Raw genomic sequence first — 25,857 nt, 5'->3', positions numbered from 1 at the left:
GGTTCGTCGAGGGCGGCGGTGGCTTGTTCGATCATGGTGCCGTATTGGCCGATGTCGGTGATGAGGCGTTCCATCTGTAGGGCGATGGCGCGGGCTTCGTCGTAGCAGTCGGTGACATCGGGTTGGGGGCGTTGGCCGGCGTCGAGAGCGTCGAGTTCTTCGTGGAGAGAGGCGATTTCGGCTTCGATGTGCTTGCGGATGCGGGCGGGGTCGTTGTCGACCTTGACGGCGACTTGTTTCAGGCGGGCGGCGATGCCGGTGATAGAGCCGTCGGTGGCGATGGTGTCCTGGCGGCGCATGCCCTTAAGAAATCCAAGGCGCGGCGGGCGTCTTGGGTGAGGTAGCAGACGTTGGTGTCGTGGCGTTCATCGACGACGCGGTGCAGCCAGCCCTGGGCGGCCCAGGACTTGAGAGCGCGAGACCGGACTGGGGATCGTCGAGGTCGGCCAGGTCGCGTTCGAGGCGGATGACGAGCTCGGTTTCGAGAAGCGTCCCGTCGCTGAGGTGGCGTTCCATCAACGTGGCGTAGAGGCTTAGATTGGTTGTAGCGAGCAGGCGGATGGCGCGGGAGCCTTGCAGGTCGCGGTTGAGCTCGAGCAGGTCGGGCAGTCCCGCGTTTTCGTTCACTGCCGTTCCTCATCTGTCTGCGTCGTTTAGTCCGACGCCCCAACATAGGCGATAGGCGACATCACTTGCGCTCACAGGGAACGCGTCGGCGGCGATTTATGTGGGCGAGGTGGTTGCCGACGTCAACGGGATGTCCGCTCAAAAGGCGTTGCGCTCACTCACGGCTGGTGCCGCTGTGAACTATGAGGTCCATGGTGTTCGATGCTTTGTGGCCGAGCGAAGCCGCCCAGTGTGCCGACTGCGATCGGCAAATATGCGATAGATGGGTCTCCCGCATGCACGAGGCCGTGATCTGTGGCCGCCGTCCCCTTACGGCGCGGCCCCGGTCGGCAACCTAACGGCTGAGTGCTTTAGTCGTCCCGCTTGAGCTGCTCCCCGAGAGGAAGTCGTCGGTGCAAAAGGGATCTGCTCTTGGCGATCAGCTCAGAGGCGGCAAGCCTTGCCTCACGCGGCTTGAGGCCGTGGTGCCGTTCGAAGTCTGTGGTGATGGAATTGAGGTATATCTCGTCCCAACTCGCCTCAAATCCCCTGTGTGGCAGGCTGTGGCTGAGCTTGTTAGCGTATTCCTTGCGCCTCACGAGAACCTCGTGGAGACCCAGCAGCCCAACTTGGCCTCGGAACGCAGGGCTCGGTACGACGGCGTAATCCAGTACGCGTCGCGTCTGTTGGTCGTGATTGAAAGCAAGCTCTACGCCAACGCCAGTGACCAACAATCGCTCGATATCAATACCAAAGGTCTCATGGCCAAAAAGGATCGCAGGAACCTTGTCAGGTGGCAGGTGCTCCTCGACCGCTGGTGGAATCTGATGGAACTAGGGGTTCTTGGTCCCGCCGAGGCAGAACTCATGAACGACTTCTTCAACAATGCCGAAGAGAACTTCGGTGACCTACTTCCCTACACCGACCTCGAGCGCTGTGGTGACAATCGAGGGAGACGTTTGCGTCGCCTCCGAGCCATCCTGGAGAAGGCAACAGGGTTTTCGGCAGAGGTCCGCGATGTCTTGGGCCACGCCGGAGTCAAGTTTCCGGGTAGTCAGGTGGTCGCCTTCGACCGAGTGAGCCTGTATATCAACGACGACCAACTTATCGTCAGCGCGTGGCCTGCAGAACTTGCTCCGCAGTACAGACGTGTCTACTCGGATTCGAAGCGCGCGGAAGCCCTCAACGCCTTGGCAGACGACCCGGCCTGGCAGGTAAACGCGAATCTTTATCTCGCGTACTGGCGCGCGAGCGGGCCACAACGGTGGTATCCAGCACGACACCTTCTGGGCCCTGAGTATGTGAAGCAATGGATTGAGGACTTCCATGAAAAACGCGCCGGACGCAGACCACGCGAGCAAGTTGATGACCCGGAGTTTCGGCAATGGCTAGTCGAGCGAAAATACGCCAGCTCGGACGAGATCGACAGTCTTGACGAGTGGGCAAACAAACTGCCAATGGACCACTTCGACATTCGCCCGAGCATCCAGGTCACCCGATCCTGGCAATTCGCCGATGCGGTAGCTCGGGATAGTACGGGTCAACTCACAGCGGAAGTCCGCGCGGCGATAAACCAGCTGCTAACCGCCTTGGACGAGCCACACTTAGAGGACATGCAGCACAAGGCAGCAAATCAGGAGGCGGCGAAGACATGACGAACGGACGCGGACGCTTTCCTGGAGGTCACTGTTTAACTGCCAGATGGACGCGGTTACAGGGAGCAAGCGGTCTCTACCGATTCTCCGCTGAGGTGAGGGTAGCTCCTCTAGACTGACGGCCTGTGGGGGAACCGGACAAGTCTCAGCTAACTGAAACAGAGATCCGGACACGGTACGTGACGCCAGCACTTAGCGCAGCAGGTTGGCCGCTTGAGTCTTTGAGAGAGGAATTCTTCTACTTCTCGGCTGGCCGCATTCAAGTGGTGGGAAAGTCAGGTGTCCGGAAGGAACCGAAGCGCGTCGACTACCTGCTTGAGTGGCGTCCGAATCAGCCCGTGGCTGTGGTCGAGGCGAAGGACAACCGGCACGCTCCGGGCGATGGGATGCAACAGGCGATTCAGTACGCAGAACAGTTAGACGTCCCTTCTGTGTTCACAACCAATGGCGACTCATTTGTTTGGCACGACAGATCCGGAACGCGCGACCAGGTCGAAGAGATCATTTCCCTCGAGGACTTTCCCTCTCCTGCGGTCCTGTGGGACATATACCGGCGTTGGCGCAACATTTCGGATGATGACGAGCCGGTCATGGCGACTTCGTATTACGACGATGGTTCGGGACGCCGCCCCCGCTACTACCAGCGGATCGCCGTCAACCGCACTATGGAAGCAATCGCCGCGGGGCAGAAACGCTTGATGCTTGTCATGGCCACCGGAACCGGCAAGACGTACACAGCAGCCCAAATCATCTGGCGATTCATGGAGGCTTACAAGCAGCTCCACGCGGGAAACGAGCAAGCTCGCGTCCTCTTCTTAGCCGACCGCAACATCTTGATCGATCAGACCATGGTGAACGACTTTGCCATGTTCAAGGGCCGAATGGCGAAGCTGAGTACTTCCCATAAAACCATAAAGAAAGTCGCCGAGGGTCTCCCCGAATTAGGGATGAGCGGCGGAAAGATTATCGACAAAAGCTTCGAGCTTTACCTTTCGTTGTACCAAGCCGTAACTGGCACAACGGAAGTCAGTAATGTTTATAAGCAGTTCAGTACCGACTTCTTTGACCTAGTCATTGTTGATGAGTGTCACCGCGGCAGCGCTCGGGCCGATAGCGCGTGGCGTGACATCCTAGAATATTTCGCTTCCGCGACGCAGATTGGGCTAACTGCTACACCCAAGGAGACGACATCCGTCAGCAACATCGACTACTTCGGTGATCCCATATACACCTATTCGCTTCGGCAAGGTATCGAGGACGGCTACCTAGCGCCATACAAGGTCATTCGGGTAGCTACAGACGTCGACACATTTGGGTTCCGCCCATCCCCAAACCAATTGGATGATGTAGGGGAGGCTATACCCGACCAGGAGTACACCCAGAAGGACTTCGATCGGACGATCGTGCTGCCCGAGCGAGACAAGCGAGTCGCAGAACGCATCACGGAGTATCTCAAGAACACAGACCCCTTCGCCAAGACCATCGTTTTCTGCGTAGACATCGACCACGCGAACCGAATGCGACGAGCGCTTGCCAACCTGAACAAGGAATATGTGCTCGACGACTCGCGGTATGTTATGCAGATCACGGGTGACGACGCGCAGGGCAAGATGGAGCTTGATAATTTCATCGATCCGGAGTCCATTTACCCGGTAATCGCTACTACGTCAAAGCTTCTCAGCACAGGCGTCGACGCTCAGACGTGCAAGTTGATCGTGCTAGACAGCAGGATCGAGTCGATGACCGATTTCAAACAGATGATAGGTCGGGGCACACGCGTACGCACCGACTACGACAAGTGGTTCTTCGTCATCCTCGATTTTCGCAACGTCACGCGACTGTTCGCCGATCCGGCATTCGATGGGGACCCCGTCAAGATCATCGACTTGTCTGACGACGGCGAGATGGAGGACGTCGTTGAGGAGTTGGACGAGGTAGATCAAACTCAAGACGACGGCGGAGACCACTGGATCGAGCTGCCAGAAGAGCGCCAACCTAAGCGAAAAAAGCTCATCGTCAGTGGGCAAAAGGTAGAAATCATCGGCGAACGGGTCCAGCTGATAGGCAGTGACGGCAAACTCATCACCGAGAGCCTCAAGGACTACACTAAGCGGAACGTCCGCGGCGAGTACGCAACGCTTGACGACTTCCTGACAGCATGGTCAGCAGCCGACCGACGATCGGCGTTGCTTGATGAGCTCACGGACAAAGGGATACCCATCGATGACTTACTCGAACAAGTGGGTGCAGACCTTGATCCATTTGACGTCGTGCTGCATGTCGCCTACGACATGAAGCCCATGCGGAGGCGCGACCGTGCAGCCAACGTACGAGCTAGCAACTACATGCACAAATACCAGGGAAAGGCCCGGGCGGTGATCGATGCGCTGCTTGATAAGTATGCCGACTCTGGTATCCGGTCAGTCGAAGACTTTGGCGTATTGCGCGTCGACCCATTCCGGTCAATCGGTACGCCGATGGAGATTATCAAGCTGTTCGGCGGCACACGAGAATCATTCGAGAACACCGTCCGCGAACTTGAACGCGAACTGTATAGGGAGGCTGCGTGATTTCGTCAACCCTGATCAAGTCGATTCAAGATGTCATGCGGCAAGACGAAGGTGTTGACGGGGACGCCCAGCGTTTGAGCCAGCTCGTCTGGATGGTCTTCCTCAAGATCCTTGACGACACTGAGCAAGAGCTCGAGTTGGTGAGCGATGGCTACGTGCCGGCAGTTCCGAGTAAGTACCAGTGGCGGAACTGGGCCGGTGACGAAGAGGGCCTCACCGGCGATGAACTCAACAATTTCGTGAACAACGACCTGTTCCCTGCATTACGAAACCTGACTGCGACGGCGAATCCACGGACATTAATCGTGCGGCAGGCGTTCGGAGACGCATACAACTACATGAAAAGCGGGACTCTGCTCCGACAGGTCATCAACAAAATCAACGGAATTGACTTCAACGCGCAGTCTGATCGTCACCAGTTCAATGATTTATATGAAAAGCTGCTGAAGGACCTCCAGAGCGCAGGCAACGCGGGTGAGTACTACACCCCGCGGGCACTTACCTCCTTGATCGTCGAGATGGTCGATCCCCAGCTCGGTGAGATTGTTCTCGATCCCGCTTGCGGCACAGGAGGTTTCCTTGCGAACACAATCGAACATGTACGCACATCGGTTCGAACCGCGAAGGATGAACAGACGCTTCAGAAGTCGATTCTAGGGACCGAGAAGAAACAACTGCCTCATCTGCTATGCCTCACAAACATGATTCTTCATGGGTTCGATGCACCTACTTCGATACGAAGGTCGAACAGCTTAGCCCGTCCCCTCCGCAACTATGGTCCGAGTGATCGAGTAGACGTGGTCGTGACGAATCCGCCCTTCGGGGGCATAGAGGAACCCGGCATTGAGCAGAACTTTCCACAGTCCTTTCGCACCCGCGAGACTGCCGACCTCTTCCTTGTCCTGATTATGAGACTGCTGAAACCAGGCGGGCGGGCTGGCGTCATTCTGCCCGACGGCTTCTTGTTCGCAGAGGGTGTCAAGACCCGCATTAAAGAGGAGCTGTTAACGACCTGCAATTTGCACACCATCGTTCGTATCCCCGAAACCGCCTTTGCTCCATACACTTCAGCAGCCACGAATCTGTTCTTCTTTACGAAAGGACAACCAACTAAAGAAGTATGGTTCTGGAAACACAGCCTGCCGCCCGGAGTCAAGGCATACAACAAGACTCGGCCGATCAACATCAACGAGTTCGGCGAGCTCCGGGCGTGGTGGTCGAACCGGTGCGAGACGCCGCGCTCCTGGTCGGTGACACTCGAAGAATTGCGCGACAGAGGCTTCAACCTGAACGTAGAGAATCCGAACGCTCCCGACGACGAGGATCTAGATCCAGCTGTGCTGCTTGACGCGCTGAAGCATAAGAAAACCGAGGTTGAAAGCTTGGTCGTCGCATTGCAGTCTCAGCTGCGGAAAGCATGGGCAAAGATTGATTAGCAATTCGCTGTACGAAGTCCGACGCAAACTGGTTTCAACCGCTTTCAAGCAGCTGGCAGAAGGTGAATCCGACTTTGCAATCGATCATCTTCCCGAGCTAATCGCCACACGGGAGGATCTTAACGACCTACGAGTGGCGATAGCGGGCCTGGCAACTCGCGGAGCGTTATCGGAGCGCGTGTCTGGCGACGATGAGGTTCAAGATCTTGCTAGACAACTCCGAGAGGGCAAAGCCAAGGTCGATGGAGCATCACGGCGAAGAAGACTGGCAGCGACGAGCGTGAACAGCGAACAGCCGTACGAAGTGCCATCAAACTGGACATGGTTACCTTTGTCCGAAGTTACTGCTATGTATAACGGTTACGCCTTCAAGGCTCACACATGGAAGACGTCCGGCCTTCCAATTGTGCGTATCCAGAACCTGAACAAGCTTCATGCTCCATTCAACTACACCGACCCCGGGACGGTGGCTGACCGCCACAAGATTGACACTGGTGACGTGCTTCTTAGTTGGTCTGGAACGCCGGGCACTTCGTTTGGCGTCTTCATCTGGACGAGAGGCCCCGCAGCGCTTAATCAGCACATTTTCAAGTGCGAGCTCTACGCGCCATTAAATGCACGGTACTTTGAGATTGCGGTCAACGAGGCAATTCGTAAGTCGTTGGAAGCCGCCCGCGGAGGGGTCGGTCTCAAGCACTTAACGAAGAAGATTCTGGATGCAATGCCAATCCCAATACCATCGCTCGCAGAACAGGATCGGATTGTGAGCGCAGTAGACGAGACCGAAATGAAGATCGCCAGGCTAAGTGTCCTGCTGGCCCCCATAGGCGATGGATCGGAGCTCGAGACTAGCGACGACGGCGACGTGGACTAGCATTGCTTCGATTGACGCTAAAAAGTTGGCGCACCGAGGCCGGTGATCTCAACAACGCTCTGCGGATAGCGTGCCGCCGAAAACGCCAGGTACCCATACAGTTGCAACAACACCGTCAGGGTCTCCGCCCTCGTCTCCGGCAAGACCCTCGCCTTGATTCCCGATTCCCACAAGACAACGTCGGATGCGCGCAGCACATACACCGGGTCCTCATCGCCGCTCGCGCCCAGGTTCGTCTCAATATTGGGCTCGGTCACCACCGGCAAGCCTTGAATGCTGCCGACCACCTGTTGACTGGCGACCTCTTCCAGGATTCCTACGGCGTTCGATGGCCGGTTGGCGTCAGGCAGGAACAGCGGGCGCTGCTGGCTGTCGAGCAGCGACAGGAACCAGCCCCACCGGCGCGGGTGCATGACGACAACCTCGGGGGGCTGGAACCGGGTGGTATGTACAAGCTGGATTGCATTGGCGATCGCGGAGTACACGCCCTGCGCGTCGACGGTGCTTACGGCGATGCTACCTATATTGGGCGTCAACCGAATGCCGAGCACCTGGTCATTGATCCCGCTGCCGGACAGGCACTGTTTGTCGAGCTGGCTTGCGTAGTCAGCAATAAGGTCCCGGACCACCAAGTCGTCGAAGGCAATCGGGCTTTGATCGAGAAGTTGGATCGCGACACCTTGCTGTCCGCTGATCGTTCGAACCGGCGCGTTAATGAACGTGTCGGTGAGGTCTTGCTCGACCACCGGCGCGTTATCCGCGGTCTGCACGTCGGTCCGCGTCCCGGTCAATACCTTGGGGATATTGATCGAGTCCGTGCCACCGGGCAGCGGCTGACGCTGCACCAGATTGGCAAAGGCCCTTCCAGGCTTTGCCAATTCGACGTACTGGTTCATCAACGACGCGGCCGGCACGGCATATCCATCCTGGCCGTCCACACGGGACAGATCGCGGTGCTCTTGGAACGCGGGATGACGCCCAGCGAGCTGAACGAACCGTTCGGGGAACGAGCGCACATGCGCTCACCGCTCACCGAGCGCGAGGAACACGCGCGGCTGTTGCGCAACGCGCCGGTGGTTCCCCCAACACGGCGGCCAGCTCGGCCTGTGGCGGGAGCAACGGCTACGGCTGGTATGGCGGGTAGCCGCCGCCGTTTCCAGCCGCACAGGCGACCTGCGGTTTTCCGTTACAAACCGACGGCGCATCACCGACTTCAGCCGGTACGCTCGACTGCCCGCCAAGGAGGAACCATGTCTGGTCTCGCAGACGCCGCCCGCGACGCCCGCGCCGCCGCCGAACTATCCGACGACGCTGGCACACACGCACTCGCCGCCGTGCTGGAGGCATCGGTGGCTGCCGCAGCCCGTGAGCAGCTGGCCGAATTAACACCCGAACCCGACCTCTCCGGCCTCCCGTCGGCGACGGAGGCCGGCTACGTGCCCGAGGTTCGCATCCCGGGGCCGGGCACGAATCCCCCGGGTAGCCCCGAATGGTGGACCGGCTAGACCGACCCTCCGTGGGAGGACGCACTCCTCGGCGTCCGGTTGAGGTTGACCAATCCCCGTGTTCCGCCGGACAGGGGCCGACACGCCCCGTCTGGGTCTTGAGTGAGTCGTCACATAGTCGGACACTTACCCTTAGCCATCAACGGCGTCGGTAACTCGGTGTAACGAGGGAGGCCCGGTGACGACCGGGCCGGAGGCACTCTCGACGCGGCGGTGGTGAAGGGTGCCGCCAATGGAACGGGCGTTCCACCAATCCATTGACGTCAGCGGAAACCGGCACCTTGTCCTTCGATGTCGGTTTCCGCCCCACCCGAAAGTCCGATGATGGCTGGCACACCGTCCAATGACTTGCTTCACAAGCTTGAGCTGCGCCGCGAAGCGATCCGCAGCACCTGTGAAGAAATGCTCATGGAGTGCAGAGCCGCCAACCGCGAAATGAATGAGGGTGAGCAGCTCCGCTATCACCACGCGATGGCGGACCTGCGCGGTCCCATCGTTCGTAGCAGTCGACAGGCGCGCGCGGGTAGGCCTCGCTCAATAGCTCGGCGAGCTGCGCGATCGGCGGCGGGCTGCCGACGACGTGGGGGTGCCCGTACTCGTCCGCGAACGCCAGCAGGTGCGCACCCTGGCAGTCCGGGTCGCAGTACGGATCGCACGCCCGCAGCGCGGTGACTCCGGCCTTCAGCGTCTTGTACTTGGACCAAACGGTCGCAGCGGCGCAACCCGACTTGTGGTCGACGGGCAGCCGGAGGCACAGGAGCAGCGTGGCGCTCATCGGAGTTAGTGTCGCCCCACCAGGGCTGCTCTGCCAGGACTGGACGGCGGCGAGCACGCACAACGATCCGTCGACCACGGCGCAAGCCGTCCGGCACGACGACAGGAGTCCTCGCGGCGGACCCACATTGTCCAGCGTTGGTCCGGTTAGCTGCGTCCCTCTCAGTCGATACCCTGACGTCATGGCGATAGAGCAGGATCTAAAGATCTTCATCAGCTGGTCCGGCGACCTCGCGCGGGAGATCACCAAGGTTCTCCGTGACTGGCTGCCGAAGATGTTCGACCACATCGACCCTTGGGCATCTGAGGTGGACATCGACGCCGGCATGCGTGGACTTGATGTCATTCAGGATCGCTTGAACGCTAGCTCTTTCGGCATCATCGTCGTTACCACCGAAAACATGAACAAGCCGTGGCTCAACTTCGAGGCTGGTGCGCTGTCGAAGCGGCTAGAAGAAGAGCGGAATCCGGTCGTTCCTTTGCTCGTCAATTTCGAGAACGTCTATGACCTCCAAGGACCGGTTAGCCAATTTCAGGCGATCAAGCTGGATCAAACCGGCATGCGGGGGTTGTGCCGGTCTATAGCAGCGGTTATTGGCCTCGATCCACTTAAAGTCGATGCACGCTTTCTCTGGGCGTGGCCGGATCTTGAGAAGAGCATCGCCCAAGCGAAGCACGCGGCGGGTAAGCAGCCTGAGGTACCGCCAGTCGATGAAAAAGACCTCCTCCGCGGAATTTTCTCTGCTGTTCGCACCCTCGAGAAACAGGTGGTCGCACTATCTAACTCAGTCCCGGTCGTGTCAATCCCGTTGTCGCCCAACGTGAACGCTGTTAAGCACGGCCGGTCACCGTGGCACGACGGCCAGCTCATGCAGGCGATACAGGATGAAATTGAACAGATTGCCTCTCAGTACAAGCCCGTGAGATACGTGACCCCGATGGAAAGAAAAGGCGAAAAGGTATTGGGGGTCATGTTCGCAGATGGCGAAGGACTGAGTCAGGGACAATTCAAGGACTTGATGAATCAGACAAGAGGGCGTGGGGTGACTGTCGCAGTGCTGACAGATCGTGAGCTCGATCAAAGCTGACCGGTCCCACTTGCTGTACCACCCCTAAACATCGGGCTATAGATCCGCGCGACGGCTTCTTCTTCCCGGGGGTAAGGGGCTCGCGACGCCCGCGCCAATGATGCAGCCCGCCGCGAACGCGGCAAGTGCGACGTGCCCCCGATCCATTGCAGAGGTCGCGGGGCCATCCTTAACTGTCGTAACCGTCGAGACAGATGCCGGAGAGACAGAAGGTCTCGGTGGTCCACCTGCCATCAGTTCAGGTGTAGCCCCCATTGCTTGCAGGTGTTCGTCGCCGATGGCCCATCTCAGGGACCTGATGAGTCTCTTCACTTTCTCGTCTCCGTTGACGGTGTACTGAGTGAACATTTGGTAGACCCGGGGAATTTCGAGCTGGAACCAGACGGCCACCGAAAACATTCGCTTTGAGGCCAGATGCAGGGCCACCGCATCTTCGATGAAGCCCGCATACCAGGTGTCAAGGATTTCGTCCTTATGTTCGTCTCGCGGTGACGACGCCGCCGTCTCCATCAGCTGGTTGTAGACGCCGGCGAGGTAACTGAATTGCGCTGAGAAACGCGCGTACAGCGCTACGTAGACGCCGGCGAAGATTGCGCCCAGCCACGGCACCGTCTCCGTTATTTCGCCCTTGAGCTTCTCGAGGTCGATTTGCCACTCCCAGAACCGCCACGTCCATTCGGCGTAGTCCCCGGAGCGAAGCAGCAGCGCCACCGAGTACAGGATCACCGACACCCACACGGAGCGGAGGAAGATCATTGTGCCGCCGTTGGGCCGACCTAAACGACTGCCCAGCTTGAGCATGAACTCGCCAGACACAATGGTGGTCAGCTTGTCGAGGACCCACCAGAAGGCCCTCACGAGCCAGAAAAAGGATCGCTTGATTGGGCCCCCGGCGTTCGGCGGCGCTGGCGGTTGTGTCACCGCGTCCTCCCCTGTGTTGCGAATCCACAGCGCGCTGGCACAAAAGACTACTGACGGCGCGGTGTCGCAGTCCTTTGCGACACGGTCTTGCAGTGGTCGCCTAAGTGCGGCGTCGCTCGTTGCGTTTGACGTCGGCAGCGTTCTCCGCGGGCGTGCCCCAGCGGATGTTGGCCGCGTTCGGGTTGTCCGGGTCGTCGTCCCAGTGCAGAGCTTGGGCACCATCCGGTCGCGGGCCGTGCCACGCTTCAGCGACCAGCTGGTGGACGTAGCGTTTCCTGCCACCAATGCTGACCCTCGGGTAGCGATGCGAGCGATCGACATTGAGCAGCCGCGCCACCCGACCGCGCTCGCTGACGACGTGCTCGCCGTCTGGGAGGGTGCGCCAGCGCTCCTCAACCACCAGGCGTAGGCGCTGGCTCACGATGAGGGAGCACTCGCGACACCACCCGCTGTAGTTCTCCACCTTTAGCGGGGTGTCGCAAAGTTCGCAGAGCAGCGGTGGCTCGTGCCGCTCGGGTGGCGGGTCTTGGTCGAACAGCGTTGGGCTGTCGTCGTCCTCGATGAGATCGCCGTAGCGATCCAGACGGCTCACGGCTTCGCCTTGAAGTCGGCCGCGTAGCGTGCCTCTAGAGCGTTGAGCTGACGATTTCGCACGTCGTTTTCGTCCTCGCGCGCGGGTGCCCTGCAGGACTTGCGTCCTGGTGTGTTCTCACAAGCAGAACCACCACTTCTGGCCTGGTCTGGTCTGGGTGGGCGTTACCAAAGTCGTTACTAACGCCGTTACTCGCGCCGTCGTCCTTCTGGCGCTCCCGCCACGCTGCCTGGCGCTTTGCCGTCTTCTCGCGCTCAGCCAAGACTTTCTCGCGCGACCAGTTGCGAGGCAGGAAGCCGACCGAGTTCCAGCCCTTTTCGCCCGAAAATTCGGCCGTTTCCCACAGCCCTGCGGCCACCAATCGGTCGGCCAGCGCGATGCCCTTGCGCTTGCCGACCTTCTCGATGACGAACCACGCCGGGATGAATCCGTCCGTCAGCGGATCGCCGCAGTAGGACTCCCCGAGGGTCCACAGGCCCATCCCTTCCAAACCCGCGGTGCGTTGCTGCTGCGATGAGTGAAGCTTGTCGTCGATCTTCGACCACATCAGCGCCACCCTCGCGATGTCGTCGCAAGGCGGTACATTCTGCTCATCCATAGTCGGATACGTGGCCCCCCTCATCAGTTGGGGGGCTTCGTCATGATGAGGGCTCATCACACTCCTCGGCCCCGCTACGCAAGAGCAGTTGCACCCGCTCGCGCTGCCGGTCGCTCAGCTGTGAGCCTCGTGCGGTCGACTCTCTGATGCGCGCCTGCTACTCCGGCGGCAGGTCCTCGAAGTCACGCATCTCATGCGTCCCGCCAGATGCGGTGGTCGCGACCCACCTCGATGTACTCGATCTCTTCGCGCTTGATACGGCGGCGCAGTGTCTGGAGGCTGATGCCGCGGCGGGTCGCTGCGGCTGTCAGCGGGTCAGTGGCGTCGAGAAGTTCGGCGTGCGCGCGCAGCAGTTCCTGGCGGCGTTCGTGGGTAGGGAGAGCCATCGGATGGTCCTTGTCGTAGACAGCGGTGATTACCGGGTGGCACGTCTACGGCTCGGCGCATCAGCGACGAACGAAGCACATTGGCAACGTGGCCTCGCTGTATGCCAGGGTACGCGCCGCTCGGGTGGCTCGTAGCGGAATGCCGAGAGGCGCAATGAGTTAGGGCGCTGTGTGTTTAGCGGCGCGGCCAACTAATTCCCTACGTATACGCAATCCGTACATAAACGCCCAATCACGTTGCAGCCCAGCCAATTCGTCGCGTAGCTCCTGCGCGTCGTTACCCACGGCACGCGAGGTGTTGTGCGCCTGGTCGGTATCGACGTTCAGATGATCCATGACGTCAACAAGCCTATGGCCACCAGAAGGGGCGCCTCGACACCAATTCTTAGTCGCTGGGTCCGTCGGATAATGGCCATGTGGGATCGCGGTGTGTTCGCACGACGCGATCAAGTTCGTCGGTACCCGTACCGTCGGCGTGTTGGCAATCTGACCTGCAAATGGGCGCGAGACTTATGGGTCGTCCAGCATCGCTCTGTTCACACCATCTAGTCGAGCAAGGTGGGTGCGTAGGACGGAAAATTGGCGATCGTCAACGAGTCCATCGACGCCACCCCGCGATCGCCGCGACCACGACGACCGCCGCCCCAACGGCTGCCGTGATCGCCCACGCTGTACTGCCGCGCCCGGCGGCGCTGACCGCGATCGCCACCAGCGCGCCCACAACGCGCCCGCCGCATGCCCGGGAGTGCCGCGCAACATCGTCGTCATCGCCACCGCGAACACGGCGGCCGCACCAACACCATGAACTGCCACCCGGCCGCTGACGCCGAGATGCCCGAACTGATCAACGCCGCGGCCACATTCGCGAACACCGCGATGCTGCTCCACCCCAGATACAAGCCGAACGTCGCCGTCGCCAACACCACCAGCCACCGCGGGCACGTCATGTCGTGGCCGCCGCACCAGCAGCCGCATGATGTGGATCAACGCCGACAGCATCACCGCGAACACCACCACGCTGACCCACAGCCAGTCCTGTGCCGCCACCAGGAGCCACACGCTGAACTCCGACGAACACCACACTGGCGTCGATCAGCAGGCTCGTCTCCCACCACGCACCCAACCCGTAACGCAGCACCGCCACGGCCGTCACCGCGCTCAACGCTGTGATCAACCCCCACAGCCCGTACGCATACCCGGCCGGCGTGATCAGCGCCTCGTTCGTCGCGCCCGACTCGAGGAAGTTCCCCGCGACCGCGTCGGCGACGAACGGCGCGGCCAACAGGTTCAGCGCCAGCACCGCGGCGATCCACCGCCACGCCCGCACTGCCCTTGGTTCTGCTCTCATCGTGGTCGTCTCCATCACCAAGCGATTCGGAGCAGCGCCGCCGCCGGATTGGCCGCCCCCGACCACCGCCTTCCGAGAAGTCGATAAGTTTGCAAACGTGACTTTCACACCGGCGGATCTGACCGGAACCGAACGATCCGTACTGCTCGTCCTGATGGCCGAGGCGCGACCTGTTCCCAACCCTGATCTGGTAGCTCTCGGGCCCAAACTCGACAAGCCTGGACGCGACAAACTCAACGCCCTCGGATTGATCGAGTCGGATCGCAGCAGCGGCCGCTTCGTCCACGAGCTCACCGACCGCGGCTGGCGGTTGTGCCACGACATTCTGGCTGCCGGCCCGCCGCCGCGGTCGACCGGTCCCGCGAAGACGCTCTACACCGTGCTCGGCTCCCTCGCTCGCTACCTGCGTCGCGCCGACCTGAGCCTGGCCGACGTCTTCGGCTCCGACGGCCAGGCGCCCGCGACCGCCGAGGAGCGCATCCGTCGCGCCTATGCCGACCTCGCCCCGCGGCCAGGCGGCTGGGTCAGCCTCACCCTACTTCGTACCGAGCTCGCCGACACGCCTCGCGCCGAAGTCGACGCTGCACTCCACAGCCTGTTTCGGGCGCCTGACGTGAGCCTGATCCCCGAGGAGAACCAGAAAGTCCTGACCGCTGCGGACCGAGGCGCCGCCGTCGTGATCGGTGACGAAAGCAAGCACCTCATCGCGATCGGGCCGTGATGCAGGAAGCACAACGGGAAGCGCTCGCCTCGCTTCGACTGACGTGGGCCCCTACCGCCGACGACCTCTGGCGACCTCAGGCCGCAACCCACGTTCCCGGCCTGAACGAGTCCGCCGTCGACGACGTCATGGACGCGGTCGGCGACGCCACGCGTGACCCCATCTCCTCGCCGCTCGGCGTCGTCGTCCAGGGCCGCGCGGGGTCCGGCAAGACGCACCTGCTCGGGCAGGTTCGCGAGCGCATCCAAGCCGCAGGGGGCTACTTCCTCCTCGTGGAACTGCTTGACGCAGCGACCTTTTGGGAGTCGGTGCGCAACGCCATCGTCGACAGCCTCGGCCGTCCCGGCGCCACCCGCGAGACGCAGCTCAAGGATCTGCTCTGGGAGTTGTCCTCGATCGCGCACGTGTCCCGCGCCGACCGCCGCGCCATCATCGGCGACGACGATCTCGAACCCGACACTCTCGACCGCTTCGTCAACGCTCTCGCTAAAGCACACCGCGACCCCGTTCGGGACTGCCATCAGACCCTGCGCGCGCTCGTCCTCCTCGGCGCAACGGACCTCGCCGCGCACGACGTCGGCGAGGCCTACCTTCAAGCCAGCGACGAGTTTGGCAACGACGAGCGCGCGCAATGGCGACTGCGCACCTCACCCTCCTCGTCCCAGCAGTGCGTTCAAGAGATCTCTCGGCTCGTCGCCCTTGCCGGCCCGGCGGTGTTGGCGCTGGACCAGATCGACACGCTGTTGGCGCAATCCTTGACGCGCACCGAAGACGCCCGCGCCGACGGCGACGACGTCCTGCATCAGGTCGCCGACGGACTGATGGCTGTCCGCCAGAAGATGAGACGCACGGTCGCGGTGGTCGCCTGCCTGCCTGCCGTGTGGGAAGGCATTCGGAGTCATGCGACCGCGACGGTGGCCGATCGGTTTCGGGTCACCGTACCGCTGAAACCGCTGCCTACACCGGACATCGGCCGCGCCATCCTCGAGCGCCGCTTCGTCGCAAGCTACGCCGAGACAGGGTTCCAGCCGCCTTACCCCAGCTGGCCCATCCTGCCCGCAGCCTTCACTGAAGCTCCCGACTACACACCGCGCCAACTGTTGATGCGCGCCGACAGTCATGTCCGAGAGTGCCTCCAGCACAACCGAATAGTCGAACTCGACCATCTCCATGCGGACGAGGAACCGATTTGGGACTCCGACGACGACACCGACGAAACCCTTTCGTCAGAACTCGACCGGCGGTTCGCGGAGTACCGCCGTCGGGCCGTGCCGTCGGCGGCGCTCGACCACGAAGGTGAAGACACCACCATGCCGGAGCTGCTGGGGGCGGCGCTCACGGCGTGGGTCGCTGAGCGTGACGGCGACCAGACCTACTCCTTCGACCCGCCGCCCGGTCGCCACATCGCGTTGCACGCTCGGCTGCGGCAGAGTCTCGACCGCGCCACCGAAGACGAACGTCACTGGGCGTTTCGCGCCGTCGCCGCGACGAACGCCGTCGCCGCCCAGAATCGCATCAAGAAGGCTTGGAGCGCAACGGGACTCGGCATGGGCTCCGACCGGCGACAGCTGTTCCTGCTTCGCAACTCACCGTGGCCAGCCGGCCCGAAGACCGCGCAACTGGTCGACGACTTCCACCGCGCCGGTGGCCGCACGCTTGGGATCTCCGACGACGACGTTCGGACCATGGTGGCGCTCCGTGACCTGATCGCCGACGACCCCGCGGATCTCGCGAGTTGGTTACGCATCCGGCGGCCGGCTCATGGGCTGGTCATTCTGCAGGATGCGCTCGGCTTCGAACCCGATGACGTGGTGGTTCCGCTGGAGGACGACAAAGAGCCGGATGTTGTCGAGGTCGAGTATGACATCCCGGATTCTGCGATACCGCTGGGCGCCGATAGTCGAAGCGACGCAACGGTTTCGGTCGATGTAGCCGCGCTGCGGAAGCACGTCGCGATATTCGCCGGCACGGGTTCGGGCAAGACAGTGCTGCTCCGGCGACTGATCGAGGAGTGTGCGCTACAGGGCGTGTCTTCGATCGTGCTGGACCCCAACAACGACTTGGCCCGCCTGGGCACCGGTTGGCCGCAACGGCCTGACGGCTGGCGAAAGTCGGACGATCGTCGTGCCGCCGAGTATCTCGACAACACCGAGGTGGTGATCTGGACGCCGCGGAAGGCCGCGGGACGTCCGTTGGTCTTCCAACCGCTGCCCGACTTCCCGAGCGTCGTCGACGACGATGACGAATTCACCGAGGCCGTCGAGTCGGCCGCCGCGGCACTCGAGCCGCGGGCGTCGATATCGGGTCAGACGCAGAAGGCGAATCGCGAGCGGGCGGTGCTGCGAAATGCATTGGAGCTGTACGGCCGAAAGCCGGACCCCTCGCTCGGCGGGTTCGTGGACATGCTCAGCGACTTACCCGACGACGCAAGTGATTTGGCCGGTGCCCGCAAGATCGCGGCGAACCTGGCGGAGAACCTGCGCGCGGCGATGGTCAACGACAAGATGTTCGGCGGCGCGGGCACGCCACTGGATCCTGGTGTACTGCTGACACCGTCATCTGAGCGCCGCGCTCGGGTGTCGGTGATCAGCATGATCGGGCTGTCGTCGGATGAGCAGCGGCAGAGTTTCGTCAACCAGTTGCAGATGGCGCTGTTCGCCTGGATCAAGCGCAACCCGGCCGACGACCGTCCGCTGCGCGGCTTGTTGGTGATGGACGAAGCCCAAACATTGGCGCCGTCAAGAGGATTCACGGCGTGTACTCGCAGCACGCTGGCACTGTCATCGCAGGCGCGCAAGTACGGCCTGGGGCTGGTCTTCGCGACGCAGGCGCCCAAGGGTCTGCACAACCAGATACCCGGCAATGCGGTCACGCAGTTTTACGGCCTGCTCAGCGCCCCCGCCCAGATCACCGCTGCCCAGGAGATGGCACGAGCGAAGGGCGGGCTCATGCCCGACATCAGTAGGCTGCGCTCCGGCAACTTCTATGTCGCGATCGAAGGAGAGGCGTTCCGCCGCATCGTCACGCCGTGGTGCCTGTCCCACCACCCGCCGAACCCGCTGTCGCCGGAGGAAGTGGTGGCACTGGCCAAACCGTAACGTCGCGTCGTTGACCGCAGCGGTCAGGCCGCGCGCCGATCCATCAGCCGCGTCGGTTCGCTGGCGGGGACTTGGACGCCGTCCGCATGCGAGCACCGAGTCAGACGGCTCGTTTCGCGCCGACGTCGACGCCGCCACGCTCGTCGACGCAATTGTCGGTGCACACATCGTCGAACGCACCCGCTCGGGCAAGGTCGCAACCGGTTAAGAGAAGCGCCTGTTCGATCTCTTCTGGCCAATCGTGCAAGCCTGAGCTGAATTCAACGACGCCATCAGAAGCAAGCTACCGGTCGCGGTTATGGCGCCTTCGGTGCCAGCCGCGATGGGTGACCTTGACCGGCGCTAGTAGGGCTTCCCACGCCTTGCTCTGCCACCGAGGCCCCGTGCCGGTGAAAGTGACCGTTGCGCCATCGGTCGCCCCGCCATCGGCGTACGTGAGTTCGATGGTCGCGTGGGCAACGACGATGGTGCCATCGCTTCGCAGCGCGGGGATTGTCAGTTTTCCGCTGCTCATTCGTCCGCGGCTCATGGCCCGGTCAAAACCCCACCAATGCAGTGAGCGAAGACCCGGCGGGATGATGATGTCGAGGCTGCGACCTACCGCCTCATCGGCTGAGCGACCCACCACTTCGGTCACCTGATCGTCCCACCGCCGAATGATGCCCGCCCGATCGACGGTCACGGTCGGTGGCCGGTTCTCGGTATTCGCGCCAGAAGCCTCCATACCCACAATCACGGGTGAGTGACTGGGCGCAGTTCAATTCGAAGGGTTATTTGCCGCGCAGGTGAACCGCAATGCGCTCGGCAGCGTGTCTAGGCTATGACCGCCCGGCAGCTGAGGGTGGATTCTGACCCCTTCGCGATGTGGGCGCCAGCGCTCGCACGCGGGCTGATCCGCGACGAGGACATGCGCTCGATGCGCTATCGCGACGGGTATACAGATCTGCTCGCATCCAGCGAACGGCACCGGCACGGTTTGACCCAGCGCGCCCGGCGGTCGTTCACGTGCGCGCTCCTGCGCACCGGCGGACTGTCGGTACCCGTCGTGCGGGCACTGATCGGGATGAGCCTGCGCCTCGGTGGCGAGGCGCGCGTTCTCGACGTGGCGTGCGGACCGGGACGCGAAACCGCGTTTCTTGCCGGCCAACTTCAGGGCAGCGGGTTCGTGATCGGCGTGGACTCGTCAGCGTCGATGATGCGATGCGCAGTCCGGGCCAGCAGCGGCCCTCGGGCGGTGTACATGCGCGCAGACACGTGCCGGCTGCCGTTCATCGACGAGTCCTTCGACGTGGTGGCGTGCCTGGCGGGGCTGCATCTGTCTGCAAAACCGATTGTGGTGCTTCAGGACATGGTGCGGGTGCTTGCGCCGGGCGGGCGACTCGTGGTCTCGACGAGCTGCGGCGGCCAATCCGCATTGAGCCGCAAGGCAATCAAACTTGCGGCCACGGTCTGTGGTGTGCGCGTGTTCGATGCCACCACCATCCCCGCAGTCTTGAAGTCGGCCGGAATGACGGACATCGAACAGCACGTTCGAGGAGTGTCACAGTTCATTACCGCTCGCCGCCCAGCGCGATCTGAGTTCACACAGGTGCGCTCACTGCGATGAAAAAGGCCCGTGGTGAACTGACGCTGCGCAGTGTCAGCAAAGTGTACGGCGAGGGCTCGGCGACCGTTCACGCCTTGCAGAATGTCGACCTGGACATCGCGGCCGGCCACTTCACCGCGATTCTGGGGCCGAGCGGTTCGGGTAAGACGACGCTACTCAACGTCATCGGCGGTATCGAATCAGCAGATGAGGGAACGGTTCTGGTGGCCGGCGAAGACATCTCCGGACGCCGCCCGCGGGATCTGGGCGGCTTTCGCCGCTCCCACATCGGTTTCGTGTTCCAGTTCTTCAATCTCATCCCCACCCTGACCGCGCTGGAGAACGTGCAGATCATCAGCGAGCTCACGGGGCGAGGGCAGCGGAGTGCCGCCGCGGAACTGCTTGCCGCCGTGAACTTGTCCGACCGCATGGACCATTTCCCGGCGCAGCTGTCGGGCGGAGAACAACAGAGGGTGTCAATTGCCAGGTCGCTGGCCACCGACCCCGACCTACTGCTCGCCGACGAACCGACGGGCGCCCTCGATGCTGCGACGGGGCGACGCGTCCTCGAGGTGTTGCAGCAGTCCAGTCGCAGCGGGCGCGGTGTCCTGATGGTGACCCATAACGAGTCGGCCGCTGAGATCGCCGATCACCTTATCCGGATGCGCGACGGCAAAATCATCTCCTCGCAACGCAACACAATGCCGGTCGACGCTTCGACGATCCGGTGGTGAGCCCCGTGACAGCAGCGACATTGTTGCGCAAGACGTTACGCGACCTGTGGCGGCGACTGCCGCAGGTCGCCGCGATCGGTCTGACCGTGATGCTCGGCGTGCTGCTGTTCGTCACCAGCTACGACTCGTTCCGCAATATTCAAGCCTCCTACGCGGCGACCTATGCCCGAACGCATTTCGCTGACCTGGTCGTCACCAGTGCGCAGGCCGACGGCATCGCGGCAGCCGTCCACGGCGCCGCCGGCGTCGATCGGGTCGTGACCCGCACGCAGGTCGATCAACCGATGATGATCGGCGGGACCAAACTCGTTGGCCGGTTGGTCGGGATGCCGGCTGTCAGTGGCCAGGACATCGATGCCATTGACATCGTCGCCGGGCGGCTGCCCGCTTCGACAGCCCAGGATGAAGTCGTCGTCGAGCGCCACACGGCCGACACATTCGGCCTCACCAGCGGGGCGGCCCTGCAGGTGTTCGACGGCATGCGATGGCACGACGTGACGGTATCCGGTATGGCGCAATCGCCCGAATACCTGTGGCCCGCCCGCAATCGACAGGACCTGCTGGGGGATCCGCACGCCTTCGCTGTGCTGTTCGTATCCGAGCCGGTCGCCCGAACACTATCGGCGCGGCAAGGATCCAACCAGACGCTGATCACGATGAGCGACGCAGCGACGTCGTCAGATCGCGAGGGTCTCATTCGCATGTTGCGTGCCCACGGTGCGGCAGCGATCGAAGATCGCGGCGATCAACCTTCCGATGCCGCGCTTCAAGAGAGTCTGCACGGCCTGTCGGGCATGGCGATCGGCTTTCCCACACTGTTCTTGACCGCCGCCATGGTCGCCGAGTACGTATTCCTCACACGTCTGATCCACACCGAACGGCCGATCATCGGCACGCTGCTCGCACTCGGCGCACGCCGCGGCACCCTCGTCCGCCACTACGTGTGCTACGGCGTCGCCGTCGCCAGCACTGGGGCACTGGCCGGCGTGGTTGCCGGGGCGGCCGCGACGTCGGCCTACACCAAAGTCTATGCGTCCTTGCTGCATCTTCCTGATACCGTTGTCCAACACCGTATTTCAACCGCGTTCATCGGTGTGATTCTCGGGCTCACCGCTGGCGTACTGGGCGCGCTGGCACCCGCAATCGCCGCGGGTCGCCTCGCGCCGGCCTCGGCGATGCGCGGTGATGCCGTGCGCTCCTTCCGCATCGGACGGCTCACCCGGCTCTCCGCGCGGTGGACCCGCACGCCAGTTGTAGTGCGAATGGCGTTGCGGTCATTGGCCCGAAGCCGCCGCCGGACTGCGGCCACAATGACCGGTTGCGTGCTCGCCCTGACGCTGATCCTGGCTGCAGTGGGTCAACTCACCAGTGTGCAGGCGATGCTGGCTGTTGAGTTCGGCGCGGTACAGCGGCAGGACGCCACCGTCCTGGTCGCGCCGATATCGAATGATGTTGGAGCGCGGATAAAGTCGATTCCCGGGGTGGATTTGGTCGAGCCCGTAACGTCGGCGCGGGTGACCGTGACCGCGCGTGGGCACGTCTATTCGACCTCGCTGACAGGTCTGCAGTCTGCCACGGTCATGCACGGGTTCCGTGGCGTCGACGGCCGGCCGCGGTCTCTACCGTCCGACGGTGTGTTGGCCGGTGCGGGCCTCGTACAGCAGCTTGGCCTACACGTCGGTGACTCCATGACGGTAGTCCCCGCCGGGGGTGTCAGCCGTACCCTGCGCTTGGCCGGTCTTGTGGACGAGCCCCTGGGCACCGCGTTGTACGCGACAACTGGAGTGGCGCAATCGGTGACGAGCACCGGACCTAATGGATACCTGTTGCGCTTCGCTGCCGGCGCGGACCCGAACAGGGTGCGGGATGCGGTCACCAGCCTGACCGGCGTCCTGGCGTACACCGACACCGGCGCGATGCACCGGCAGATCAACGGATATCTGGTCATCTTCTGGGTGTTCGCGAGCAGCATGTTGGTATTGGGCGGATTACTTGCCTTCGCCATCATCTACGTCATCATGACCGTCAACGTGACCGAACGGACAACTGAGCTGGCCGGTCTGCGCGCCGCGGGCGCACCGATCCGGCGCCTCACCGCCGCGTTGGCGCTGGAAAACCTCAGTGCCACTGTGCTTGCCGTGCCTTTCGGTCTTGCGGCCGGTGTCGCCGTCGCGTGGATTTTTCTGCGCTCGTTCAACAACGACCTGTTTGCGCTGCACCTGTCGATCGGGCCGGTGGCGCTCAGCCTTGCCGTGATCGCCGTGATGTTGGCCGCCGCCGTGTCCCAGTTGCCCGCGGCACGGCTGATCAAGCGGATCGACGTCGCGCGCGTTGTCAGAGAACGTGCGCTGTAGCGGAAACCAGTGGCCACGCGATTTTGAACCATGGCGTAAATTTGTCTGGTGCTGCGGCGATTTCGTCCTGCAACGTGGGCCCGTCGACATAACGCCAAGCCGCGACTTCGTGACGGTTCACTCTCGGCTCGTCAGAGCTGCGACCGACGTGGACCCAGCACAGTTCGTGTTCGGCAGCGTGTGCATCGAACTGCGCCCTGTACTCGAACTTGAAGAGAAACGCCGTCGTCAGGCACAGGCCGAGCTCCTCATGTACCCGCCGACGCACCGCGGTGGCCATCGGTTCGCCGCGGCGAGGATGCGAGCAGCAGCTGTTGGACCACCAGCCCGGCCACAACCGCTTTTCCGCGGCGCGCTGTTGCAGAAGCAGTTCACAGTCCGGATTGAAGACGAACACCGAGAACGCCCGGCGCAGCGTGCCGCGACCGTCATGGGCCGCGGCTTTCGTCATGAAGCCGATCTCGACGTCGTTACTGTCAACGACGACAAGGCAATCGTCTTCGCTGGAGACGACTCTCTCGACGAAATCGGTCATGTCCGGCTAGCCGGCCAGTGCGGAGTCGTTGGAAGTGCCAGCGCCGAATCGACTGCAAGAGCGCACAACACCATGGCCAGATAGATACTGGCCCGGCAAAAGAGATGTCGCGCGTCGATGGGCTGCCCGCGACGCGTCCTGGCATCGAGTTGGTATGCCGTTCCTACGAACCAGGATGCGGCCAACACGCCGACGGCGTCGTAGATCGCCCCTGTTCCGATCGCCAGCACGACCGTGGTCAGACCGGTCAGCCAGCTATAAATCAGAATCCGCCTGGCGACGTTGCGCTCGGCGGCGACCGCGGGCAGCATCGGCACACCTGCTGATACGTAGTCCTGTTTCCGCATGATCGCCAACGCCCAGCTGTGCGGTGGCGTCCAGAAGAAGACGATCGCCAGCATCACTACGGCCTGCCAACCGATCGCGCCGGTCACCGCCGACCAGCCGATCAGCACCGGCATGCCGTTGGCGAGTCCGCCCCACACGACGTTGTGAGCAGTCCGCCGTTTGATCAGCAGGGTGTAAATCAGCGCGTAGAACGCGATCGTCACCGCCGCCAGCAGCGCGGCCAACAGGTTGGCTGCCTGCCATAGCCACAGAATTGCTCCTGCGCTCAACGCGATCCCGAATGTCAGTGCGAATCGCGTGGAAAGCGCGTTGCGCGCAAGCGGGCGGCCCGCGGTGCGAACCATCAGCTTGTCGATGTCCGCGTCGCCAACGCAGTTCAGCGTGTTGGCTCCCGCCGTCATCAGGATCGTGGCCCCGACCACGTTGCCGATGAGCACCGGTGCGATGACGCCGCGTTGCGCCAACAGCATGGCCGGAATCACTCCGACCACAAGGTGAAGAGTGTGAGGCTTGGTCAGCGCCACACAGTCTTTCAGGGTGGCGCGGAAGTGACCGCCCCACTGCGACACGGATAGCTCATGAATGCTCACGGTAGAACTCGGTCTGTCAAAGTTGTCCCGTCCCATCAATGACACGACTTGTGGACGGCACGGGTTCAATGGATTTCGACTTCTCGTCGTCGCGGTTGAGCGCAGGTGCGCGGATGGCCTATCGGCGTTGCGCCGCAGGTACGCTCGTTGCTGTGTGAATAAGCTCGGCTACCCCCGGGTCGGCCAGTTCGTCGAACGGTCAGTACGGCGGCGTTCGCGGCGTCGCGTCGATCGAACTAGCTATCCGAAGCGACAAACTCGCTCGATCCGTGTGAGCGACTACATAATTAGTGATAATGTCGCTCGTCGCCGGGCATCCGCAAGAGTCATTCAGCGGCGACACGGCGCTAAACGTGGTTACCCGGTGGTGGTACCAATTCGATCTTCAGGTCGCGCATTGTGCCGCAGTGCACCCGAGACTCTCAATTCCTGTGCAAGCCAAACGAGTTCGCCGAGGCATCCGCTTCACGATTGTAGTGGCTTCGTCGAAGACCTCTTTTCGAAGCCGGTCCCGTGCCAGCATCAATAAGGCTTCGGGAAGGGGTAGGCCAACGGCGGCTTCGTTGAAACCGATCGTGAAGTCGCCGTCGGCGCCCACACGCCGGTCGGCGGTGAGCAGCGGTGCCGCGCCGGCTGCTACGGCGTTTCCTGTGCCGGCGACGGCCACCGGAATCGCAAGTGTGAAGATCGAGCCCCGCGCTGAATTGTCGCCGGATGTCGTCATCGGCCTGCAACGGGTCACGAAACTCGGTCTGCGGCGAGCGTAGTTGGTGTCGGTGCGCCGCAAACCTGAGTCGGCAACACGCCGGGCGGGGTGATCGGGTTGAGGGTCGAAGCGCGGAATGATGTGCGGCTGATGAGCTCGCCGATGGCAAGTTGTTCAAGGTAGGTCTTGAACAGCGCGCAGACGCCCAGCTCGGCGAGGCCGAAGTTGCCCGCCGAACAAGACATTCCGTGCGTTCCGCCTAGTGACCGCTTGCCGGCGAATCACTTCGCCCGGCTCGTTGCCGAGTTGGTCGACGAGCATTTGGATCTTGTGCGCATTCGGGTTGCGTATGACGAGCCGCGCGGTGCGCCGCCCTACGATCCGCGGCTGATGGCGCTCCTGTTGTACGCGTACACCACCGGGGTGTGCTCGTCGCGGATGATTGAACGCAAATGCGTCGATGATGTGGCCTTTCGGTGGCTGACCGCCGGCGCGTCCCCGGGCTTCCGAGCGATCGCCGATTTCCGCAGACAGCACCTGTCTGCGCTCGGATACCTGTGCGAGCAGGCGTTGGCGTCACGGCGGGCCGCTCTCGACGGGACGAGTGTCGCAGAGGACAGGGCTCTCGTGGAGGAGGTCGCGGCCCTCCTGATAGGCGCCGAACGGGTCGATGAAGCCGAGGACGCGGCGTTCGGGACAAATCGTCGTGTCGGCCGGCAACCGCAGCGACTGCGGCGACGAGATATTGGGCTGGCCAGGATCTACGAGACCAAGGCGTCCCTGGACGTCAAGACCGGGCCGGGCCGGGTGTTGGGCGCCCGGGCCGATGTCCG

24 protein-coding genes and 2 pseudogenes are annotated in these 25,857 nt (G+C 62.3%); 13 read left to right on the top strand and 13 right to left on the bottom strand.

Translation table 11 applies throughout. The features are described 5' to 3' along the window. Nucleotides 1-627, bottom strand: a pseudogene (locus A5724_RS16660) (DUF3375 family protein); the annotation flags it as partial. A gap of 392 nt (nt 628-1,019) precedes the next feature. Between A5724_RS16660 and A5724_RS16655 the strand changes: the two are divergent. From A5724_RS16655 to A5724_RS16640, 4 genes are all read left to right on the top strand, one after another. Beyond that, nucleotides 1,020-2,261, top strand: coding sequence for a hypothetical protein (locus A5724_RS16655; protein ID WP_156752322.1), 1,242 nt, complete (start codon nt 1,020-1,022; stop codon nt 2,259-2,261). A 125-nt stretch (nt 2,262-2,386) separates the two neighbouring features. Further along, complete coding sequence (hsdR, locus tag A5724_RS16650) at nt 2,387-4,831, top strand: EcoAI/FtnUII family type I restriction enzme subunit R (RefSeq protein WP_067804003.1); 2,445 nt, start codon at nt 2,387-2,389, stop codon at nt 4,829-4,831. Beyond that, nucleotides 4,828-6,267 (top strand): class I SAM-dependent DNA methyltransferase, encoded by a 1,440-nt coding sequence (locus A5724_RS16645; protein WP_082965083.1) that lies wholly within the window; start codon nt 4,828-4,830, stop codon nt 6,265-6,267. The genes hsdR and A5724_RS16645 overlap by 4 nt, the downstream gene beginning before the upstream one ends. A gap of 178 nt (nt 6,268-6,445) precedes the next feature. Continuing rightward, a complete protein-coding gene (locus A5724_RS16640) occupies nt 6,446-7,141 on the top strand; it encodes a restriction endonuclease subunit S (protein ID WP_156752321.1) in 696 nt (231 codons plus the stop codon). A 17-nt stretch (nt 7,142-7,158) separates the two neighbouring features. On the opposite strand, the gene A5724_RS33165 is transcribed toward A5724_RS16640, so the two are convergent. Then, nucleotides 7,159-8,157, bottom strand: coding sequence for a phage major capsid protein (locus A5724_RS33165; protein ID WP_082965082.1), 999 nt, complete (start codon nt 8,155-8,157; stop codon nt 7,159-7,161). A gap of 234 nt (nt 8,158-8,391) precedes the next feature. Here A5724_RS33165 and A5724_RS16630 point away from each other — a divergent pair, with 234 nt between their 5' ends. Beyond that, entirely contained in the window at nt 8,392-8,646 is a 255-nt protein-coding gene (locus A5724_RS16630; protein WP_067803997.1) for a hypothetical protein, read from the top strand. Nucleotides 8,647-9,052: 406 nt separating this feature from the next. On the opposite strand, the gene A5724_RS16625 is transcribed toward A5724_RS16630, so the two are convergent. Beyond that, nucleotides 9,053-9,421, bottom strand: a complete 369-nt coding sequence (locus A5724_RS16625) for a hypothetical protein (RefSeq protein WP_067803994.1) — start codon at nt 9,419-9,421, stop codon at nt 9,053-9,055. 181 nt (nt 9,422-9,602) lie between these two features. On the opposite strand from A5724_RS16625, the gene A5724_RS16620 reads away from it, so the two are divergent. After that, entirely contained in the window at nt 9,603-10,508 is a 906-nt protein-coding gene (locus A5724_RS16620) for a toll/interleukin-1 receptor domain-containing protein (protein ID WP_067803991.1), read from the top strand. Between the two features lie 36 nt (nt 10,509-10,544). Here A5724_RS16620 and A5724_RS16615 read toward each other — a convergent pair whose 3' ends face one another. From A5724_RS16615 to A5724_RS34630, 6 genes are all read right to left on the bottom strand, one after another. After that, nucleotides 10,545-11,429, bottom strand: a complete 885-nt coding sequence (locus A5724_RS16615) for a hypothetical protein (RefSeq protein ID WP_156752320.1) — start codon at nt 11,427-11,429, stop codon at nt 10,545-10,547. A 100-nt stretch (nt 11,430-11,529) separates the two neighbouring features. Then, nucleotides 11,530-12,021 carry an HNH endonuclease signature motif containing protein gene (locus A5724_RS33820; RefSeq protein ID WP_067803985.1) on the bottom strand — a complete coding sequence of 164 codons (492 nt, stop codon included), beginning with the start codon at nt 12,019-12,021 and terminating at the stop codon, nt 11,530-11,532. Nucleotides 12,022-12,055: 34 nt separating this feature from the next. Beyond that, nucleotides 12,056-12,619, bottom strand: coding sequence for a hypothetical protein (locus A5724_RS16605; protein WP_156752318.1), 564 nt, complete (start codon nt 12,617-12,619; stop codon nt 12,056-12,058). A 191-nt stretch (nt 12,620-12,810) separates the two neighbouring features. Further along, the gene (locus tag A5724_RS16600; protein ID WP_067803979.1) at nt 12,811-13,005 is read right to left on the bottom strand and encodes a hypothetical protein; all 195 of its coding nucleotides are present in this window, start codon (nt 13,003-13,005) and stop codon (nt 12,811-12,813) included. Between the two features lie 764 nt (nt 13,006-13,769). Further along, a complete protein-coding gene (locus tag A5724_RS34635; protein WP_232004869.1) occupies nt 13,770-13,952 on the bottom strand; it encodes a hypothetical protein in 183 nt (60 codons plus the stop codon). Continuing rightward, nucleotides 13,949-14,353: a hypothetical protein gene (locus A5724_RS34630; RefSeq protein WP_232004868.1), complete on the bottom strand. Its 405-nt coding sequence runs from the start codon at nt 14,351-14,353 to the stop codon at nt 13,949-13,951. The genes A5724_RS34635 and A5724_RS34630 overlap by 4 nt, the downstream gene beginning before the upstream one ends. A 97-nt stretch (nt 14,354-14,450) precedes the next feature. On the opposite strand from A5724_RS34630, the gene A5724_RS16590 reads away from it, so the two are divergent. From A5724_RS16590 to A5724_RS35175, 3 genes are read left to right on the top strand one after another with little or no spacing between them, the layout of a single operon-like run. Beyond that, on the top strand, nt 14,451-15,074 hold the full coding sequence (locus tag A5724_RS16590) for a hypothetical protein (protein ID WP_067803975.1): 624 nt from the start codon (nt 14,451-14,453) through the stop codon (nt 15,072-15,074). Further along, nucleotides 15,074-18,172, top strand: a complete 3,099-nt coding sequence (locus A5724_RS16585; protein WP_067804022.1) for a helicase HerA domain-containing protein — start codon at nt 15,074-15,076, stop codon at nt 18,170-18,172. Before A5724_RS16590 ends, A5724_RS16585 begins: the two co-directional genes overlap by 1 nt. 10 nt (nt 18,173-18,182) lie before the next feature. Further along, entirely contained in the window at nt 18,183-18,380 is a 198-nt protein-coding gene (locus A5724_RS35175) for a hypothetical protein (RefSeq protein ID WP_067803972.1), read from the top strand. 75 nt (nt 18,381-18,455) lie between these two features. Here A5724_RS35175 and A5724_RS16575 read toward each other — a convergent pair whose 3' ends face one another. Beyond that, entirely contained in the window at nt 18,456-18,896 is a 441-nt protein-coding gene (locus A5724_RS16575) for a PAS domain-containing protein (protein WP_067803962.1), read from the bottom strand. 117 nt (nt 18,897-19,013) lie between these two features. On the opposite strand from A5724_RS16575, the gene A5724_RS16570 reads away from it, so the two are divergent. From A5724_RS16570 to A5724_RS16560, 3 genes are read left to right on the top strand one after another with little or no spacing between them, the layout of a single operon-like run. Further along, the gene (locus tag A5724_RS16570; protein WP_197518688.1) at nt 19,014-19,778 is read left to right on the top strand and encodes a class I SAM-dependent methyltransferase; all 765 of its coding nucleotides are present in this window, start codon (nt 19,014-19,016) and stop codon (nt 19,776-19,778) included. Then, nucleotides 19,775-20,491, top strand: coding sequence for an ABC transporter ATP-binding protein (locus A5724_RS16565; RefSeq protein WP_067803956.1), 717 nt, complete (start codon nt 19,775-19,777; stop codon nt 20,489-20,491). Before A5724_RS16570 ends, A5724_RS16565 begins: the two co-directional genes overlap by 4 nt. A 5-nt stretch (nt 20,492-20,496) precedes the next feature. Beyond that, on the top strand, nt 20,497-22,845 hold the full coding sequence (locus A5724_RS16560; RefSeq protein ID WP_369830642.1) for an FtsX-like permease family protein: 2,349 nt from the start codon (nt 20,497-20,499) through the stop codon (nt 22,843-22,845). Here A5724_RS16560 and idi read toward each other — a convergent pair. From idi to A5724_RS16545, 3 genes are all read right to left on the bottom strand, one after another. Beyond that, nucleotides 22,826-23,380 (bottom strand): isopentenyl-diphosphate Delta-isomerase, encoded by a 555-nt coding sequence (idi, locus tag A5724_RS16555; RefSeq protein ID WP_067803949.1) that lies wholly within the window; start codon nt 23,378-23,380, stop codon nt 22,826-22,828. The genes A5724_RS16560 and idi overlap by 20 nt on opposite strands. Next, a complete protein-coding gene (locus A5724_RS16550; RefSeq protein WP_369830641.1) occupies nt 23,377-24,318 on the bottom strand; it encodes a heme o synthase in 942 nt (313 codons plus the stop codon). Before A5724_RS16550 ends, idi begins: the two co-directional genes overlap by 4 nt. A 385-nt stretch (nt 24,319-24,703) precedes the next feature. After that, nucleotides 24,704-25,042, bottom strand: a complete 339-nt coding sequence (locus A5724_RS16545) for a hypothetical protein (RefSeq protein WP_067803946.1) — start codon at nt 25,040-25,042, stop codon at nt 24,704-24,706. Nucleotides 25,043-25,354: 312 nt separating this feature from the next. Between A5724_RS16545 and A5724_RS34935 the strand changes: the two are divergent. After that, a pseudogene (locus A5724_RS34935) lies at nt 25,355-25,549 on the top strand (transposase); the annotation flags it as partial. Nucleotides 25,550-25,857 lie beyond the last annotated feature (308 nt).

Source organism: Mycobacterium sp. ACS1612 (genome assembly GCF_001667505.1).
Lineage (GTDB): Bacteria > Actinomycetota > Actinomycetes > Mycobacteriales > Mycobacteriaceae > Mycobacterium.
Note: the sequence above shows the minus strand (reverse complement) of the source record. Positions and strands in the feature narration are given on the sequence as shown.

Bases quoted from the DNA above. Each gene is read 5' to 3' on its own strand.
- A5724_RS16630 (WP_067803997.1), top strand. From the start codon at position 8,392: ATGTCTGGTCTCGCAGACGCCGCCCGCGACGCCCGCGCCGCCGCCGAA.
- A5724_RS16605 (WP_156752318.1), bottom strand. From the start codon at position 12,619: ATGGATGAGCAGAATGTACCGCCTTGCGACGACATCGCGAGGGTGGCG.
- A5724_RS34630 (WP_232004868.1), bottom strand. From the start codon at position 14,353: ATGAGAGCAGAACCAAGGGCAGTGCGGGCGTGGCGGTGGATCGCCGCG.
- A5724_RS16575 (WP_067803962.1), bottom strand. From the start codon at position 18,896: ATGGAGGCTTCTGGCGCGAATACCGAGAACCGGCCACCGACCGTGACC.
- A5724_RS16545 (WP_067803946.1), bottom strand. From the start codon at position 25,042: ATGACGACATCCGGCGACAATTCAGCGCGGGGCTCGATCTTCACACTT.
- A5724_RS16600 (WP_067803979.1), bottom strand. From the start codon at position 13,005: ATGGCTCTCCCTACCCACGAACGCCGCCAGGAACTGCTGCGCGCGCAC.
- A5724_RS16625 (WP_067803994.1), bottom strand. From the start codon at position 9,421: ATGAGCGCCACGCTGCTCCTGTGCCTCCGGCTGCCCGTCGACCACAAG.
- idi (WP_067803949.1), bottom strand. From the start codon at position 23,380: ATGACCGATTTCGTCGAGAGAGTCGTCTCCAGCGAAGACGATTGCCTT.
- A5724_RS16620 (WP_067803991.1), top strand. From the start codon at position 9,603: ATGGCGATAGAGCAGGATCTAAAGATCTTCATCAGCTGGTCCGGCGAC.
- A5724_RS16565 (WP_067803956.1), top strand. From the start codon at position 19,775: ATGAAAAAGGCCCGTGGTGAACTGACGCTGCGCAGTGTCAGCAAAGTG.
- A5724_RS34635 (WP_232004869.1), bottom strand. From the start codon at position 13,952: ATGACGTGCCCGCGGTGGCTGGTGGTGTTGGCGACGGCGACGTTCGGC.
- A5724_RS16585 (WP_067804022.1), top strand. From the start codon at position 15,074: ATGCAGGAAGCACAACGGGAAGCGCTCGCCTCGCTTCGACTGACGTGG.